Here is a 20,066-nt window from a genome sequence, read left to right as displayed (position 1 = left end):
GCCTGGTCGAGGTGCTCAACCCCGTGCGCTCGACGGCCCGCAACCCGCTGTTCCAGGTGGGCCTGTCCTTCCAGAACCTCGCGCAGACGAAGCTGGAGCTGCCGGGGCTGACCGTCTCGCCGACGAACTTCGAACTCGAGCTCGCCAAGACCGACCTGCAGCTGACGGTCTTCGACCGCTACGACGAGGACGGGACGCCCGCCCGCATCGACGCGACGTTCACATGTGCGACGGACCTGTTCGACAAGGGCACCGTGGCCGGTTTCGCGGAGCGGTTCGTGCGGGTGCTCGAGGCGATTGTGGCCGATCCGTCGGTGGCGCTGGGTGATATCGAGATTCTCGAGGTGGCCGAGCGGGTGCGGGTGCTCGAGGCGTGGAACGAGACCGCTCGTGCGGTCGGGGGTTCGGCGACGTTGGTGGATCTGTTCGACGAGCAGGTGCGGCGCGCTCCCGACGCGCCGGCGTTGGTGTTCGAGGGTGTGACGCTCACCTACGGCGAGTTCGATGCCCGGGTCAATCGTCTTGCGCGGCAGCTTGTTGCGCTGGGTGTGGGGCCGGAGTCGACGGTGGCGCTGGCGATGCGCCGGTCGGTCGAGTTGCTGGTGGGCATGTATGCGGTGGCCAAGGCCGGTGGTGCGTATGTGCCGGTGGATCCGGATCAGCCGGCGGAGCGGACCGGGTACATTCTCGAGGTGGCGACTCCGGTGGTGGTGCTGACCACCGGGCGGGACGCGTTCGAGGTGCCGGGGGAGAGGTCTGTCCGCACTCTGGAGCTCGATGCGGCGGATCTGTCGGTGTTCGCGGACGGCCCGGTCGGCGATGCGGAGCGGTTGGCGCCGTTGCGGGCGTCGAACACGGCGTATGTGATCTTCACGTCGGGTTCGACGGGTCGGCCGAAGGGTGTGGCGGTGCCGCACGGGGCGATCGTGAACCAGTTGGTGTGGAAGCGGGCGGAGTATGCGCTCGGTGCCGACGATGCGGTGTTGCTCAAGACGGCGGCGACGTTCGATCTGTCGGTGTGGGAGTTCTGGTCGGCGCTGGTCTCCGGTGGCCGGTTGGTGATCGCCGCGCCGGACGGGCACCGCGACCCGGGCTATCTGAACGCCCTGGCGGCCGAGCAGGGGGTCACCACCCTCCACGTGGTGCCGTCGATGCTCGAGGCGTTGCTCGTCGAGTCCGGCGGCACGCTGACGAACTCGCTCCGGCAGGTGCTCGCGATCGGTGAGGCGTTGCCGGCGGCGACGGCGCGACGGTTCCTGGCGCACAACACGGCCCGGTTGGACAACCTGTACGGTCCGACCGAGGCCGCGGTGTCGGTGACCTTCCACGAGGTCGACGACGCCACCGGGGTGTCGGTGCCGATCGGTGTCCCGGAGTGGAATTCGCGGGTGTACGTGCTCGACGCGCGGCTGAATCCGGTCCCGGCCGGCGTGCCCGGCGAGCTGTACCTGGCGGGTGCGCAGTTGGCGCGCGGCTACCACGGCCGGGCGGATCTGACGGCGGAGCGGTTCGTCGCGTCCCCGTTCGGGGACGGCGAACGGCTCTACCGCACCGGCGATCTCGTCCGGTGGATCGGGACGGGCGACGGGGGCGGCGAGCTCGACTACGTGGGCCGCGGCGACTTCCAGGTGAAGGTGCGCGGATTCCGCATCGAGCTCGGCGAGATCGAGGCCGCGTTGCGCGGCATCGACGAGGTGCGCGACGTGACGGTGATCGCGCGGGACGACGAGCGTGGGGGCGCGCAGCTCGTGGCGTACGTGGTTCCGGCCGCCGGTGCAGAATTCGATGCGGCGGAGCTCAAGTCGGCCCTGTCGCAGCAGCTGCCGTCGTACATGGTGCCGGCGGCGTTCGTGGTGCTCGAGGCGCTGCCGCTGAACGCCAACGGCAAGCTCGACCGCAGGGCGCTGCCGGCGCCGGTGTTCGAGGCCCGGGAGTTCCGGGCCCCGACCACCGTCACGGAGGAGGCCGTGGCGCGGGTGTTCGCCGAGGTGCTCGGTCTCGAACAGGTCGGTCTCGACGACGACTTCTTCGAGCTCGGCGGCAACTCCCTGCTCGCCACCCAGGTGGCATCCCGGCTCGGTGCCGCGCTCGATGTCCGGGTGCCGATCCGCGCGCTGTTCGAGTCGCCCACCGTCGAGGCGCTCGCCGTGTCCGTCCAGCACCAGAGCGCCGACGCCCGGCGGCCGCTCGAGGCGCGGCAGCGTCCCGAGCGGATCCCGCTGTCGCTGGCCCAGCAGCGGATGTGGTTCCTCAACCGCTTCGACACGGACACCGCCGCGTACAACGTGCCGATGGCGATCCGGCTGACCGGAACGCTCGACGTCGCGGCGCTGCAGGCGGCGGTCGGTGACCTCGTCACCCGGCACGAGATCCTGCGGACCTACTACCCGGAGACGGCCGAGGGCCCGATCCAGGTCGTCGTGCCCGCCGCCCAGGCCGAACAGGATCTCACCCCGATCGCGGTCGGCGAGAACGACATCGTCGCGGCCGTCCGGGAACTCGGCGCCACGACCTTCGACGTCACCATCGAGGTGCCGTTGCGGGTGCGGCTGTTCCGGCTCGCCGCGAACGACCACGTGCTCGCCCTGGTCGTCCACCACATCTCGGCCGACGGTTCGTCGGCGGGCCCGCTCACCCGGGACCTGATGCAGGCCTACATCGCGCGTTCGCAGGGCGAGTTCCCCGCGTGGGCGCCGCTGCCGGTGCAGTACGCGGACTACGCGCTGTGGCAGCGGGAGGTCCTCGGGTCCGAGGACGATCCGGACTCGGTTGCGGCGAAGCAGGTGGCGTACTGGAAGAACGCGCTGGCCGGTCTGCCCGACCAGCTGGACCTGCCCACCGACCGGCCGCGCCCGGCGGTGCAGTCCTTCGCCGGCGCCCGGACCGGATTCGCCGTCGATCCGGAGCTGCACGCCCGGCTGATCGACCTCGCCCGTCGCAGCAACACGACGCTGTTCATGGTGATGCACACCGCCCTCGCGGTGTTCCTCGCGCGGATGTCCGACACGGACGACATCGCGATCGGCACGCCCATCGCGGGGCGTGACGAGCGGGCGCTGGACGATCTGATCGGCATGTTCGTCAACACCCTTGTCTTCCGCACGCAGGTCCAGCCGGATGCGGCGTTCGAGGACCTGCTGGCACAGGCCCGCGAGGCCGACCTGGGGGCGTTCGCCAATGCGGACGTGCCGTTCGAGCGGCTCGTGGAGGTGCTCAACCCCGTCCGCTCCACCGCGCGGCACCCGTTGTTCCAGGTGGGCCTGTCGTTCCAGAACGTCGCCCAGTCCCGGCTCGAGCTGCCGGGTCTGACCATCGCGAACGTCGACGCGGACATGCAGATCTCCCAGTTCGACCTGCATCTGATCGTCACCGACCGGCACGCCGAGGACGGTGCCGCGGCCGGGGTGACCGGCTTCTTCACCTATGCCACGGACCTGTTCGACGAGTCCACGGTGGCCGGTTTCGCCCGCCGCTTCCTGCGGTTGCTCGAAGCCGTGGTGGCGGACCCGTCGCTCCCGGTGGGCGATGTGCCGCTGCTCGACGACGCCGAGCGGCTCCGGGTGCTCGAGGGCTGGAACGACACCGATCACGCCGTGGACGCGTCGGTGACCCTGCCCGACCTGTTCGACGCGCAGGTGCGCCGGACTCCGGACGCCACGGCCCTGTTCTTCGAGGGTGAGACGCTCACCTACGGCGAGTTCGACATCCGCGTCAACCGGCTTGCCCGTCGCCTGATCTCGGCGGGGGTCGGCCCCGAGTCGACGGTGGCGCTGGCGATGCGCCGGTCGATCGAGCTCCTCGTCGGCATGTACGCCGTCGCCAAGGCCGGTGGCGTGTACGTGCCGCTCGACCCGGATCAGCCGGCCGAGCGGACCGGGTACATCCTGGATGCCGCGGCTCCGGTGGTGGTGCTGACCGCCGACGCGGTCGAGATCCCGGGGGACAGGTCTGTCCCGCGCCTGGCGATCGACACGGCCGACCTGTCGACCTACGCCGGTGATCCGGTCACCGACGCCGAGCGGCGGGCGCCGCTGCGTGCGTCGAACACCGCGTACGTGATCTTCACCTCCGGTTCGACGGGCAAGCCGAAGGGTGTGGCGGTGCCGCACGGCGCGATCGTGAACCAGTTGCTGTGGAAGCGCGAGCACTTCGGCCTCGGATCGCAGGACGCGGCGCTGCTCAAGACCGCGGCGACGTTCGACCTGTCGGTGTGGGAGTTCTGGTCGGCCCTGGTCTCCGGGGGCCGGCTGGTGATCGCCGCGCCGGAGGGTCACCGCGATCCCGGCTACCTGAACGCCCTGATGGCCGAGCAGGAGGTCACCACCCTGCATGTGGTGCCGTCGATGCTCGAGGCGCTGCTCGTCGACTCCGACGGGATGCTGCCGAGGTCGATGCGCCGGGTGCTCGCGATCGGTGAGGCGCTGCCGGCGGCGACGGCGCAGCGGTTCCTGCGACACAACAGCGCGCAGCTGGTCAATCTCTACGGCCCGACCGAGGCCGCGGTGTCGATCACCGCGGGCGACGTGGTGGACGACGCGGGCGCCTCGGTGTCCATCGGTGTGCCGGAATGGAACTCGCGGGTCTACGTGCTGGACGGGCGCCTGCATCCGGTGCCGGTCGGCGTGTCCGGCGAGCTGTACCTCGCCGGTGCGCAGCTGGCGCGCGGCTACCACGGCCGGGCGGATCTGACGGCGGAGCGGTTCGTCGCCTCCCCGTTCGGCGACGGCGAGCGGCTCTACCGCACCGGCGACCTCGTCCGGTGGGACTCCACCGGCCGCCTGGAGTACCTCGGCCGCAGCGACTTCCAGGTGAAGGTGCGCGGATTCCGCATCGAGCTCGGCGAGATCGAGGCCGCGCTGCGCGGCGCCGACGAGGTGCGCGACGTGGCGGTGATCGCCCGGGAGGACGACCGGGCGGGCACGCAGCTCGTGGCGTACCTGGTTCCGGAGACGGGCGCGGTGCTCGACATCGCGCACGTGAAGTCCGGGCTCGCCGGCGCGTTGCCGTCGTACATGGTGCCGGCGGCGTTCGTGGTGCTCGAGGCGCTGCCGCTGAACGTCAACGGCAAGCTCGACCGCAAGGCGCTGCCGGAACCGGTGTTCGAGGCGCGGCAGTTCCGCGCTCCGAGCACCCCCGTCGAGGAGATCGTCGCGGGCGTGTTCGCCGAGGTGCTCGGCCTCGCCCGGGTCGGCGTCGACGACGACTTCTTCGAGCTCGGCGGCAACTCGCTGCTCGCCACCCAGGTGGTCTCCCGCATGGGGGCCGCGCTCGACGCGAAGATCCCCGTCCGGGTCGTCTTCGAGGCGCCCACGGTCGAGGCCCTCGCCGTCGCGGTCGAGCAGCACGCCGGCGGGGGCGGTCGTCCGCCGCTGGTGCCGCAGCCGCGGCCGGACCGGATCCCGCTGTCGCTGGCGCAGCAGCGCATGTGGTTCCTCAACCGCTTCGACACCGGGTCGGCGGTCAATAACATCCCGGTGGCGGTCCGGCTGACCGGAACGCTCGACGTGGACGCCATGCGGGCCGCGGTGCGCGACGTCGTCGCCCGGCACGAGGTGCTGCGCACCGTCTACCCGGAGTCCGACGGGCACGCCTTCCAGGTGATCCTCCCGGTCGCCGAGGCCGCACCCGATCTCACGCCCGAACCGGTGTCCGAGGCCGACCTCGTCGCCCGGGTCACCGAGGTGGTCTCCGCCGGCTTCGACGTCACCGAAGAGATCCCCCTGCGCGCCAAGCTCTTCCGGATCGCCGGCGACGACCATGTGCTGGTGTTCGTCGCGCACCACATCAGTGCCGACGGTTGGTCCATGGCACCGCTGACGCGGGACGTGATGATCGCCTACGTCGCGCGCGCGGCGGGGCACGAACCGGACCGGGCGCCGCTACCGGTGCAGTACGCGGACTACGCGCTGTGGCAGCGGCAGGTCCTGGGATCGGAGGACGATCCGGACAGCCTCGTCTCCGCGCAGGCCGACTACTGGAAGCGGACGCTCGCCGGCCTGCCCGACGAGCTGAACCTGCCCACCGACCGGCCGCGGCCGTCGGTGCAGGCCTTCGAGGGCGGCACGGTCGAGTTCCGCATCGAGGCGGCCACCCACCGGCAGGCCGCCGACCTCGCCCGGCGCAGCGGCACGACGCTGTTCATGGTCATGCACACCGCCCTCGCGGTGTTCCTCGCGCGCATGTCCGCCGCCGACGACATCGCGATCGGCACGCCGATCGCCGGCCGCGGTGAGGCCGAACTCGACGAGATGATCGGCATGTTCGTCAACACCCTGGTGCTGCGCAGCCACATCGACGCCGACGCCGGGTTCGCCGAGCATCTCGGGCGCATCCGCGAGAGCGATCTCGAGGCGTTCGCCCACGCGGATCTTCCGTTCGAGCGGCTCGTCGAGATCCTCAACCCCGAGCGGTCCACGGCCCGGCACCCGCTGTTCCAGGTCGCCATGTCGTTCGAGAACCTCCCCGAGACCGGACTCGAGCTGCCCGAGCTGAGTGTGTCCACGGTGCCGTTCGACGTGGACAGCGCCAAGTTCGACCTCGCACTGACCCTGCGGGAGCACACCACCACCGAGGGCGGACCGGACGGGATCTCCGCCGAGTTCTCCTACGCGCGGTCCCTGTTCGACGCCGGCACCGTCGAGGGGTTCGCCGCCCGCTTCGCGCACCTCCTCGACGCGGCGTTGGCCGACCCGGCCCTGCCCGTCGGTGACCTGCCGCTGCTCGCGCCGCACGAGCTCGAGCGGCTGACCCACGTCCGCGGCACCGACGTCGTCAGCGGCGGAACCCTCGCCGACCTCCTCACGGCCGGCGCGTCCCTCGACCCGGACGCCACCGCCGTGCGGTACGAGGGACGGTCGATCACCTACCGCGAGCTCGACGAGGACTCGTCCCGGCTCGCGCGGCTGCTGGTCGAGCGCGGCGTAGGCCCTGAGAACATCGTCGCCGTGGCGTTCCCGCGCTCCTACGACATGGTCCGTGCGGTGTGGGCGGTGGCGAAGGCCGGCGCCGCACACGTGCCGGTCGATCCGTCGTACCCGCCGGAGCGCGTGCGCTACATGCTCTCCGATTCCCGTGCGGCCCTGGGTATCACGGGAACCGCACACCGGGCCGGCCTGCCCGACGACGCCGAGTGGCTGGTCGTCGACGATCCCGGTCTCGCACCGGACGTCGCGGCCCGCTCGTCGGCACCGATCACTGACGCCGACCGCGTCCGGCCGCTGCGCCCGCAGCACCCTGCCTACCTGATCTACACGTCGGGTTCGACGGGCCGGCCCAAGGGCGTCGTGGTCACCCACACCGGCCTCGGTGGGCTGCTGGACACGATCATCGATCTTTACGGCCTGACGTCCCGCTCGCGGTTCCTGCACATCATGTCGCCGAGCTTCGACCCGTCGGTGATGGAGTGGATCGCGGCGTTCTCCCAGGGCGCGACGCTGGTCGTCGTGCCGTCGACGATCATCGGCGGCCCCGACCTCGCGGAACTGTTCCGCACCGAACGCCCCACCCACACGATCATCACCCCCGCGGTGATCGGCACCGTCGACCCCGAGGGCCTCGACAGCCTCGAGGTGGTCGTCGTCGGTGGTGAGGCCCTGCCGCCGGAGCTGGTGAACCGGTGGGCGCCCGGCCGCACGCTGCTCAACGGCTACGGCCCGACCGAGGCGACGGTCATCTCCACCTATGCGCACGTGCGGCCCGGGGATCCGATCACGATCGGCGGCCCCGTGCGCGGCACGACCGCCCTCGTCCTCGACTCGCGGCTGCGGCCCGTCCCCGTGGGTGTCGCGGGTGAGCTGTACCTGTCGGGTGCCGCCCTCGCCCGCGGCTACCACCGGCGCACGGTGCTCACCTCGGAACGGTTCGTCGCCGATCCGTTCACGGCGGACGGCGGGCGGATGTACCGCACCGGCGACATGGTGCGCTGGCGCGTCATGGACGACGACCGGCTCGAACTCGAGTTCGTCGGGCGCAGCGACTTCCAGGTCAAGGTGCGCGGTTTCCGCATCGAACTCGGCGAGATCGACTCGGCGCTGACGTCCCACGAGACCGTGGAGTTCGCGGCCACGCTGGGCCGCACGACGCCCTCCGGCGGCACCGTGCTCGTCTCCTACGTGCTGCCGAAGGCGGGCGCGACGATCGACACCGCCGCGCTGACCGAGTTCGTCGGCCGCTCGCTGCCGGCACACATGGTGCCCTCCGCGCTCGTCGTGCTCGACAAGATCCCGCTGACCCCTGTCGGCAAGCTCGATCGCGACGCGCTGCCCGAACCGGAGCTCGAGGAGCGCGAATTCCGGGCCGCGAGCAATGATCTCGAGGAGATCATCGCCGAGGTGTTCGCCGAGGTGCTGCGCCTCGACCGGGTCGGCGTCGACGAGTCGTTCTTTGCGCTCGGGGGCGACAGCATCGTCTCCATCCAGCTGGTCTCGCGCGCCAAGGCCCGCGGCGTCGTGTTCACGCCGCGTGACGTGTTCGAGCGCCGGTCGGTCGCCGGTCTCGCCGAGGTCGCGACCCGCACCACCGCGGGCGAGGGCCCCGGCGGGCTGAAGGAACTGCCCGGCGGCGGCGTCGGCGAGGTGCCGCTCACGCCGATCATGCGCGAGGTGCTCGGCTGGGGTGGCGGGTTCGACCGCTTCTCCCAGTCCGTGGCGGTGACGCTGCCGAAGGACATCGACCGGGACGTGCTGGTGCGCACCATCGGCGCCGTCGTCGACCACCACGACGCGCTGCGGTCGATCCTCGAGCACGACGCCGACGGCGCTCCCGTGCTGCGGGTGCGTGCCGCGGGCACGGTCGACGCCGACGAACTCGTCACCCGCGTCGAGGTGCCCGCCGACATCGACGCCGCCGCGCTCACCGCGGTCGCGTCGCGCGAGCTCGACGCCGCGCTCGACCGGCTCGCGCCCACCGAGGGACGGGTGCTGCGGTTCGTGTGGTTCGACTTCGGACCCGGCGAACGCCCCGGCGTGCTGCTCGTCGTCGCCCACCATCTCGTGGTCGACGGCGTCTCCTGGCGAATCCTGCTGCCCGACCTCGCCGTCGCGTGGGGCCAGGTGGCGGCGGGACAGGACGTCGCGCTGCCGCCGGTCGGCACGTCGCTGCGCCGCTGGGCCCACGGTCTGGTGGACGCCGCGCGCGCGCCCGAACGCCGGGCGGAGCTGGAGCTGTGGCGGTCGGTGCTCGACGGGCCGGACCCGCTGCTCGGCGGCCGCGCGTTCGACCCGGCGGTCGACGTCGCGTCGACCGTGCAGCGTCTCGACGTGAACATCCCCGCGGCCGACACCGAGGCGCTGCTGACCGCGGTGCCCGCGCTGTTCCACGGCAGCGTCAACGACGGGCTCATCGCCGCGCTCGGCCTGGCGCTGACCCGGTGGCGGCGCGACCGCGGCGTCGACGCGACGTCCGCGCTGCTGAAGTTCGAGGGTCACGGCCGCGAGGAGTCGGTCGTGCCGGGTGCGGACCTGTCCCGCACCGTCGGCTGGTTCACCAGCGCGCATCCCGTGCGGGTGGACCTGACCGGCATCGACGTCGACGACGCCTTCGCCGGCGGCACCGCCATGGGATCCGCCGTCAAGGCCGTCAAGGAACAGCTCCTGGCGATCCCGGACAAGGGCATGGGCTACGGCCTGCTGCGCCACCTCGATCCGGTCGGCTCGCAGATCCTGTCCGCATACACCACCCAGCCGCAGGTGAGCTTCAACTACCTCGGCCGAGTGTCCGCCGCGGACGTGCCCGAGGAACTCGCCGCGATCGGCTGGGTTCCGACGGACGCGCTCGGTGGGGTCGACGCCGCCCTCGACGCGGACATGCCCGCCAACGCCGTCGTCGACATCAACGCGATCGTGTCCGACGGTGCGGACGGACCGCAGCTCGCGGCCGGATTCGCCTTCCCGACCGGCCTTCTCGGCCCGGACGAGATCGAGTCCCTCGCCGCCTACTGGGTGGACGCGCTCGCGGCGCTGGCCCGGTACGCGAGCGAGCCCGGCGCCGGCGGCCTGACCCCGTCGGACGTGCCGCTCGTGTCGGTGACCCAGCAGGACCTCGAGGCGTGGGAGGCGCGCTTCCCGTCGGCGACCGACGTATGGCCGCTGTCCCCGCTGCAGTCGGGCCTGCTGTTCCACGCCCTCATGGACGAATCCAGCGTGGACGTCTACACGATCCAGGCCGTGCTCGACCTCGACGGCGTGGTCGATCCGCAGCGGCTGCGCGGTGCGGCGCAGGCGCTGCTCGACCGGTACCCGAACCTGCGGACGGTGTTCGTCACCGACGCCGCCGGTGCCCCGGTGCAGGTGGTGCTCTCCGACGTGCGGGTGCCGTGGCGTGAGGCCGACCTGTCGCAGCTCGTCGCCGCCGAGGGCGTGCGCGCGACGGTCCCGTTCTGGCGGGAGGAGCAGGCGCGCCGGTTCGCGATGGACGAGGCGCCGCTGATCCGGTTCGTCCTCGCGTCGCTCGGCGACGGCCGCTACCAGCTCGGCGTGACCGTGCATCACATCCTCATCGACGGCTGGTCGATGCCGCTGCTGATGCAGGACATGATGATGCTGTACGCCACCCGCGGGGATGCGTCGCCGCTGCCGCGGGCCCGCTCCTACCGGTCGTTCCTGGCGTGGGTCGCCGAGCGTGACCTCGACGCCTCCCGCGCCACGTGGGCCCGGGTGCTCGACGGGTTCGAGGAGCCGACGCTGCTCGCCCCGGCGACCGACCGGCACCCCGGCGCCGAGGGCGCCGACCGCGTGCGGCTGCTGCTCGACGACGCCCGCACGGCCGAGATCGCCTCGGCCGCGGCCCGGCTCGGCGTCACCGTCAACACCCTCGTCCAGGCGGCGTGGGGCGTGCTGCTCGGCCGGTCGACCGGACGCGACGACGTCGTCTTCGGCGCCACCGTGTCGGGCCGGCCGGCGGACCTGCCCGGCGTGGAGTCGATGGTGGGCCTGTTCATCAACACCCTGCCGGTGCGGGTGACGTTCGATCCGCAGGAGCCGATCGAGCGGTTCCTGCAGCGCCTGCAGCAGGAGCAGGCCGAGTTGCTCGAACACCATCATCTGGGTCTCACCGAGATCCAGCGGGTCGCCGGGCCGACCGTGGCGTTCGACACCCTCACGGTGTTCGAGTCCTACCCGCTCGACGAGAAGGGCCTGGCCGACCAGGCGGCGTCGATCGACGGCATGTCGGTCACCGGCGTCGGCACGAACGACGCCACCCACTACCCGCTGAGCCTGTTCATCCATGTCGGATCCGGCATGGAACTCGACCTGCGCTACCAGCGCAGGCTGTTCGACGTGCAGCAGGTCGAGACGCTGCTGTCGCGGTTCGTGCGGGTCCTCGAAGCGATCGCACAGCAGCCGGCGCTGCCCGTCGGCGACGTCGATCTGCTCGACGCGGCCGAACTCGAGCAGATCCTGCACGGGTGGAACGACTCGGACCACGCCCTCGACGGCACCGAACTGCTCCTGTCTCGGTTCGAGGCGCAGGCCCGGCGCACCCCGGACGCGGTGGCGCTGGCCTACGAAGGTGCCGAGCTGACGTACGCCGAGTTCGGCGCCCGCGTCAATCGCCTCGCGCGGCACCTGATCTCGCAGGGGGTGGGGCCGGAGTCCCTGGTGGGCCTGGCGATCCGGCGGTCGTTCGACCTGCTGGTGGGCATGTACGCGATCGTCGAGGCCGGCGGCGCATGGGTGCCGATCGATCCGGATCACCCGGTCGACCGTGTCCGGCACATCCTCGACACGGCCGACCCGGTGTGCATCGTCACGACCGCCCGCGACGAGTTCACCGTTCCCGACGGGCTCACCGTCGACGCCGTCCTCGTCGACGAGCTGGATCTGTCGGCGGTCTCGGACGCGCCCGTCACCGACCGGGACCGGCGTGCGCCGCTGCGCCCGGACAACACGGCCTACGCCATCTTCACGTCCGGCTCGACCGGCCGGCCCAAGGGCGTCGCCGTCACGCACCGCGCCATCGTCAACCAGACGGCGTGGATGCTCGACGAGTTCGAGATGACGGCGCAGGACGTCTACCTGCAGAAGACGGCCACGACGTTCGACGTGTCGCTGTGGGGCTTCTTCATGCCGCTGAGCGTGGGAGCGAAGCTGGTCGTGGCGACACCCGACGGCCACCGCGACCCGGTGTACGTCGCGGACGTCATCGCCCGCGAGAAGGTGACGATCACCGACTTCGTACCGTCCATGCTCACGGTGTTCGCCGCCCACGTCGACCGGGAGTCGTGCGCCACGCTGCGGCACATCTTCGTGATCGGCGAGGCCCTGCCGCCGGAGACGATCGAGGGCGTGCGGCGCATCAGCACGGCCGCGATCGACAACCTCTACGGCCCGACCGAAGCGGCGGTGTCGGCCACCTTCTGGCAGGCGCCGGCCACCGGACCGGTCGACGTGGTGCCGATCGGCGTCCCGGAGTGGAACGTGCGGGTGCTGGTCCTCGACGGCCGGCTGCGACCGGTGCCGGTCGGGGTCCCGGGTGAGCTGTATCTGGCGGGCGTGCAGCTGGCCCGCGGCTACGTCCGCCGCCCGGACCTGACCTCCGACCGGTTCGTCGCGAACCCGTTCGGGGCGCCGGGGGAGCGGATGTATCGCACCGGCGACCTGGTCACCTGGAACGAAACCGGGGAACTCGAGTACATCGGCCGCACCGACTTCCAGGTGAAGTTCCGCGGTCAGCGCATCGAGCTCGGCGAGATCGAGACGGCGTTGCTGGCGCACGAGTCGGTGAACCAGGCCGCGGTGCTGGTGGTGCCGACCCCGACCGGCGACCAGCTCGCCGGCTATGTCGTTCCCGCGCCGGGCCACGAGGTGGACGCGGGCGAGGTGATCGCGTTCGTGACGCGGACGCTGCCGTCGTACATGGTGCCCGCGGCGATCGTGGTGCTCGCGGAGTTCCCGCTGAACACCTCGGGCAAGCTCGATCGCAAGGCGCTGCCCGCGCCGACGTTCGCCGCGCGGGAGTTCCGGGCCCCGACGACTCCGATCGAGGAGATCGTCGCGGGCATCTTCGCCGAGGTCCTCGGCGTGGACCGGGTCGGTCTCGACGACGACTTCTTCGCGCTCGGCGGTAACTCGCTGATCGCCACGCAGCTGGTGGCGCGCCTGGGTGCGGCGCTGGATTCGCGGGTGCCGGTGCGGGTGCTGTTCGACGCCTCGACGGTCGAGGCGCTCGCGGCGCACGTCGAGCAGCACGCCGGATCCGGCGGCTCCGTGCCACTGGTGGCCGGGCCGCGGCCGGAACGGGTGCCGCTCTCGCTCGCTCAGCAGCGCATGTGGTTCCTCAACCGCTTCGACCCGGAGTCGGCGGCCTACAACCTGCCGGTGGCGCTGCGGCTGTCGGGCCGGTTGAACGTCGCGGCGCTGCAGGACGCGATCCGGGACGTGTTCACCCGGCACGAGGTGCTGCGCACGGCGTACCCGGAGACCGACGACGGCGCGGTCCAGGTCGTGCTGCCGGTGACGGCGGTGGTCCCGGACCTGACACCGGTCGTCACCACCTGGGACGAGGTCGCCGATCGGATCCGCGAGCTGGCCTACACCGGCTTCGACGTGACGTCGGAGGCCCCGATCCGGGTGCGGTTGTTCGCCGTCGGCGAGGACGAGATGATCGTCGCCTTCGTCGTCCACCACATCTCGGCGGACGGCTCCTCGATGGGGCCGCTCACCCGCGATCTCGTGGCGGCGTACGTCGCCCGCTCGACCGGGAACGCTCCGGACTGGGCACCGCTGCCGGTGCAGTTCGCCGACTACGCCCTGTGGCAGCGGCGGGTGCTCGGCGACGAGAACGACCCGGCGTCGGTGGCCGCGAAGCAGGTGACGTACTGGAAGCAGGCCCTGGCGGATCTGCCGGACCAGCTGGATCTGCCGACCGACCGGCCGCGGCCGGTGGTGCAGTCCTTCGCGGGCGGGAAGATCGACTTCACGATCGACGCCGACCTGCACCGGCGACTGGTCGAGCTGGCGCGGGGCCGGGGGGCGACGCTGTTCATGGCCGTCCACGCCGCGTTCGCGGTGCTGCTCGCGCGGCTGTCGGGCACCGACGACATCGCGATCGGCACGCCGATCGCCGGCCGCGGTCAGCGTGAACTCGACGATCTGATCGGCATGTTCGTCAACACGCTGGTCTTCCGCACCCGGGTCGAGCCCGGCGAGTCCTTCGCCGACCTGCTCGACCAGGCGCGGGAGCGGGACCTGCAGGCCTTCGCGAACGCCGACGTGCCGTTCGAGCGGCTCGTGGAGGTGCTCAATCCGGAGCGGTCGACGGCGCGGCATCCGCTGTTCCAGGTGGGCCTGTCGTTCCAGAACCTCGCGACGACGAGCCTCGAGCTGCCGGGACTGACCGTCTCCGGTGTGGACGCGGACCTGCAGACCTCGCAGTTCGACCTGCATCTCGTGGTCACCGACCGGTACGCCGACGACGGCGCCCCCGAGGGGATCACGAGCGTGCTCACGTACGCCACGGATCTGTTCGACGAGCCGACCGTCGTGGTGTTCGCGGAGCGGTTCGTGCGGGTGCTCGAGGCGGTCGTGGCGGATCCGTCGGTGGCTCTGGGGGATATCGAGATTCTCGAGGTGGCCGAGCGGGTGCGGGTGCTCGAGGCGTGGAACGAGACCGCTCGTGCGGTCGGGGGGCCGGCGACGCTGGTGGATCTGTTCGACGAGCAGGTGCGGCGCGCTCCCGACGCGCCGGCGTTGGTGTTCGAGGGTGTGACGCTCACCTACGGCGAGTTCGATGCCCGGGTCAATCGTCTTGCGCGGCAGCTTGTTGCGCTGGGTGTGGGGCCGGAGTCGACGGTGGCGCTGGCGATGCGCCGGTCGGTCGAGTTGCTGGTGGGCATGTACGCCGTGGCCAAGGCCGGTGGTGCGTATGTGCCGGTGGATCCGGATCAGCCGGCGGAGCGGACCGGGTACATTCTCGAGGTCGCGGCTCCGGTGGTGGTGCTGACCACCGAGCGCGACGGCTTCGTGGTACCGGGACAGACGATCCCGACGCTCACTCTCGACACCCTCGACCTCGACGAACTGTCGGACGCTCCGGTCACCGATGCGGAGCGGTTGGCGCCGTTGCGGGCGTCGAACACGGCGTATGTGATCTTCACGTCGGGTTCGACGGGTCGGCCGAAGGGTGTGGCGGTGCCGCACGGGGCGATCGTGAACCAGTTGGTGTGGAAGCGGGCGGAGTACGCGCTCGGTGCCGACGATGCGGTGTTGCTCAAGACGGCGGCGACGTTCGATCTGTCGGTGTGGGAGTTCTGGTCGGCGCTGGTCTCCGGTGGCCGGTTGGTGATCGCCGCGCCGGACGGGCACCGCGACCCGGGCTATCTGAACGCCCTGACGGCGGAGCGGTCCGTGACCACCCTGCACGTGGTGCCGTCGATGCTCGAGACGCTCCTCGTCGACGGCGAGGACCGGCTCCCGGCGTCGGTGCGACGGGTGCTCGCGATCGGTGAGGCGTTGCCGGCGGCGACGGCGCGACGGTTCCTGGCGCACAACACGGCCCGGTTGGACAACCTGTACGGTCCGACCGAGGCCGCGGTGTCGGTGACCTTCCACGAGGTCGACGACGCCACCGGGGTGTCGGTGCCGATCGGTGTCCCGGAGTGGAATTCGCGGGTGTACGTGCTCGACGCGCGGCTGAATCCGGTCCCGGCCGGCGTGCCCGGCGAGCTGTACCTGGCGGGTGCGCAGTTGGCGCGCGGCTACCACGGCCGGGCGGATCTGACGGCGGAGCGGTTCGTCGCCTCGCCGTTCGGGGACGGCGAACGGCTCTACCGCACCGGTGACCTGGTGCGGTGGGATCCAGCGGGTCGCCTGGAGTACGTCGGACGCACGGACTTCCAGGTCAAGATTCGCGGTTTCCGCATCGAGCTCGGCGAGATCGAGGCCGCGCTGCGCGGCGTCGACGGTATCCGGGACGTGGCGGTGATCGTCCGCGAGGACGACCGGGTCGGACCGCAGGCGATCGCCTACGTGGTGCCGCAGCCCGGCGTCGTGCTCGACGTCGCCGACGTGAGCACGCAACTCGGGCGGGACCTGCCGTCGTACATGGTGCCGGCGGCGTTCGTGGTGCTCGAGGCGCTGCCACTGAACGTCAACGGCAAGCTCGACCGCAAGGCGCTGCCGGCGCCGGTGTTCGAGGCCCGGGAGTTCCGGGCCCCGACCACCGTCACGGAGGAGGCCGTGGCGCGGGTGTTCGCCGAGGTGCTCGGTCTCGAACAGGTCGGTCTCGACGACGACTTCTTCGCCCTCGGCGGCGACAGCATCGTCTCGATCCAGCTGGTCTCGCGCGCGAAGGCCCGCGGCGTGGTGTTCACCCCGCGGGACGTGTTCGAACGCAAGACCGTCGCGGGTCTGGCGGAGGTCGCCACCCTCACCGGCGGTGGGGCGGGTGCACCCGCGGAACTGCCCGGCGGCGGTGTCGGCGACGTCCCGCTGACGCCGGCGATGCGTGACGCGCTCGACGCCGCCGACCACGTCGAACGACTCGCCGTGGCCACGGCGGTGATCCTGCCCTCCGGCGTCGACCACGATGCCCTGGCCGGGGCGATCGGCGTGCTCGTCGACCATCACGACGCGCTGCGTGCGATCGTCGAGCACGACGCCGACGGCGCCGTCGCCCTGCGGGTGCGTGCCACCGGCACCGTCGACCCGGAAACCCTGCTGGCGCAGGCGGAACCGGCAACGGACGCGGCCGACGACGTGCGGGCCCGCGCCGAGCGGGCCCTCGGGGCGGCCGTCGAGCGACTCGACCCCGCCACGGGCCGGATGGTGCAGTTCGTCCGCATCGACGACGGGCGCGGCGAGACGCTGCTGATCGTCGCCCACCGTTTCGTGGCCGACGACGCGTCCTGGCGCATCCTGGTCGACGATCTGGCCGCCGCGTACGACGCCCTCGCGGCCGGACGCCCGGTGGTGCTGCCCCCGGTCGGTACCTCCCTGCGCCGCTGGGCGCACGGGCTGGTCGAGGCGGCCGGCCGGCCCGAGCGCCGCACGGAACTCGCACTGTGGCGCTCGATCCTCGACGGACCGGACTTCCCGATCGGGAACCGCCCGCTCGACCCGGCCGTCGATCTCGGCGCCACGGTCGAGCACGTGCGCGGCACCGTCCCCGCCGCGGACACGGAGGCGCTGCTCACCGCGGTGCCCGAGCGGTTCCACGGCACCGTCCGCGACGGTCTGGTCACCGCGCTCGGCCTCGCGCTGGTGCGGTGGCGCCGGGACCGGGGCATCGACGAGACGTCCACGCTGCTCGCGGTGGACGGGGACGGACGCGACGCGGCCGTGGTCCCCGGTGCCGACCTGTCCCGGACCGTCGGATGGTTCACCACCGTATTCCCGTTCCGTGCCGGGTTCGAGGGAATCGACCTCGACGACGCGTTCGCCGGGGGACCGGCGATGGGCGCCGCCGTCAAGGCGGTCAAGGAACAGCTGCGGGCCCTGCCCGACGGTGGTGCCGGCTTCGGTCTGCTGCGGCACCTCGACCCCGATTCCGCCGGGGAGCTCGGCGCTCCGCGGCCGCAGGTTGCGTTCCACTACGGCGAGCCGGTCCCGGGCGGCGCGTGGGCGCCGGCCGATGCGTTCGGCGACCTCACGGTCCGCCCCGCCGGCCTGCCCGTCACCGCGACGATCGACGTCGCGGCGACCGTGTCGTACCGCCCGGAGGGCCCGCAGCTCGAGGCGCGCTTCGGTTTCCCCGCCGGGGTGGTCGAGCGCTCGGAGATCGAGGAGCTGGCACAGCACTGGCATGAGGCCCTGGCTGCGCTGGCCCGCCACGTCCGCGAGCCGGGCGCCGGGGGCCTGACCCCGTCGGACGTGCCGCTCGTGTCGGTCGCCCAGCACGACCTCGACGTGTGGCAGTCGCGGTACCCGTCGGTGACCGACGCGTGGCCGCTGTCGCCGCTGCAGGCGGGTCTGCACTTCCACGCGCTCATGACCGAGGCGAGCGTGGACGTCTACACGATGCAGGCGGTGCTCGAACTCGGCGGTGCGGTCGATCCGGAGCGGCTGCGCGCCGCGGCGCAGGCGCTGCTGGACCGGTACCCGAACCTGCGGACGGTGTTCGTCACCGACAGCGGCGATCCCGTGCAGTTGGTGCTGGGTGACGTCGACGTGCAGTGGCGGCACGAGCACCTCGGCGGCCTCGCCGAGGACGCCCGCGACGCCGAGCTGGCCCGCATCCTGCGCGACGAGCAGGTCCGGCGCTTCGACCTCGGCACCGCCCCGCTGATCCGGTTCCTGTTCGTCGACGTGGCCGAGGGCCGCTCGCTGCTCGCGGTGACGGTCCACCACATCCTGCTCGACGGCTGGTCCATGCCGGTCCTCATGCAGGACCTCATGGCGCTGTACGTCACGCACGGGGACACCACCGCGCTCCCGGCCGTCCGCTCCTACCGGGAGTTCCTCGAGTGGCTGGCGGAGCAGGACCGGGAGGCGTCGCTCGAGGTGTGGGCGAAGGCACTCGCCGGCGTCGAGGAGCCGACCGTCCTCGCCCCGTCGGTGCGGCATCCCGACGCGGACGCCATCTCCTCGGTGCACGTGGTGTTCGACGAGGAACGCGCCGGGGCGGTGACCGCCCTGGCCGCGAGCCTCGGGGTCACCGTGAACACCCTGGTGCAGGCGGCCTGGGCGGTGCTGCTCGGCCGGATCGTGGGACGCTCCGACGTGACCTTCGGCGCCACCGTGTCCGGCCGGCCGGCCGAGCTGCCCGGCGTCGAGTCGATGGTCGGCCTGTTCATCAACACCCTGCCGGTGCGGGTGGACACCGATGACGACGAGACCGTCGCGCAGCTGCTGCGCCGCGTGCAGGCACAGCAGGCGGAACTGCTCGGCCACCACTACCTGGGTCTGACCGAGATCCAGCAGCGGGCGGGCGGGCGGATCGGATTCGACACGCTGCTCGTGTTCGAGTCGTACCCGATCGACCGGGCCGCGCTGTCCTCCGCCGCCACGGACCTCGACGGCATGACCGTCACGGACGTCCGGCTCGACGACGCGACCCACTACCCGCTGACGCTGCTCACCCTCGCGCAGTCGGAGATCGTGTTCACCTTCAAGTACCTGGAGCGGTACTTCGACGAGACGGAGGTGACCGTGCTCTCGCAGCGGTTCGTGCGGGTCCTCGACGCCTTCGTGGCCGACGCCCAGGCGGCGGTGGGGGACATCGACCTCATGGACGCCGCGGAGCGGGCACACCTCGTCGCCGAGGCCGAGCCGGCGCAGGCTCCGGCCGCGAGCACCGGCCGCACGCTCGCCGCCGTGCTGGCCCACGTGGTCGAGGAGGATCCGGAAGCCCCGGCCGTGGCCGTCGACGGCACCGAGGTGCCGTACCGCGAGCTGGACGCGCGGTCGTCGCGGCTGGCGCGGCTGCTCATCGCGCGCGGCATCGGCACCGGCGACGTCGTCGCCGTCGCCGTCCCGCGGTCGGTGCAGTCGGTGGTGGCGCAGTGGGCGGTCGCCAAGACCGGCGCGGCCCTGCTGATGGTCGATCCCGGCGGCCCGTTCGTCGGGGCGCCGGGCGCCGCAGGGGTGACGCTGGGCTTGACCGTGGCGGAACTCACCGCCGGCCTGCCCGGCACCGTCACGTGGCTGCCGCTCGACGACGAGCAGCTGCGCGCCGAGCAGGCGGCGCAGGCCGCACACCCCGTCTCGTACGCGGACCGGCTCCGGGTCGTCGGGTCCGAGAGCCCGGCCCTGGTCACCGCGACCCGCACGTTCACCCAGGCCGAGCTGATCGACCGGATCGGCGAGCTGCGCGAGCAGTACGGCCTGACCTACGAGTCGCGCAGCGCCGCGGTCGGGTCGACCGCGGCGGAGGCCGGTGCGCTCGAGCCGCTGCTGGTCACGGCCACCGGCGCGACGGTCGTCGTGGTGCCCGAGGGCGCCGACTCGGGGGAGGCACTCGACGCCGCCCTGTACGACGAGTGGGTCACCCACGCCCACCTGACCGCCGACGCGCTCGACACCCTCGAACCCGGGGGGCTCGAGGATCTGGCGGTGGTGGTCGTGGTCGATCGGGCGCCGGAGGAGCTGCTCGAGCGGTGGCGCACGGCCCATCGGGTCGTCGTCGCCTGA

General features: G+C 72.0%; 1 protein-coding gene (only partly in view). It reads left to right on the top strand.

What is annotated here, in order from left to right; translation table 11 throughout:
- A protein-coding gene (locus ISO16_RS08040; protein ID WP_195886193.1) for a non-ribosomal peptide synthase/polyketide synthase crosses the window boundary here: on the top strand, positions 1-20,066 show its 3' portion. It extends 9,478 nt beyond the left edge of the window; the window shows 20,066 of its 29,544 coding nt (coding positions 9,479-29,544); the start codon falls outside the window, past its left edge; the stop codon is at positions 20,064-20,066.

Source organism: Rhodococcus sp. M8, from assembly GCF_015654185.1.
GTDB classification, from domain to species: domain Bacteria; phylum Actinomycetota; class Actinomycetes; order Mycobacteriales; family Mycobacteriaceae; genus Rhodococcus; species Rhodococcus aetherivorans.
The sequence above is the reverse complement of the archived record's forward strand: the minus strand, read 5'-3'. Positions and strand labels throughout refer to the sequence as shown.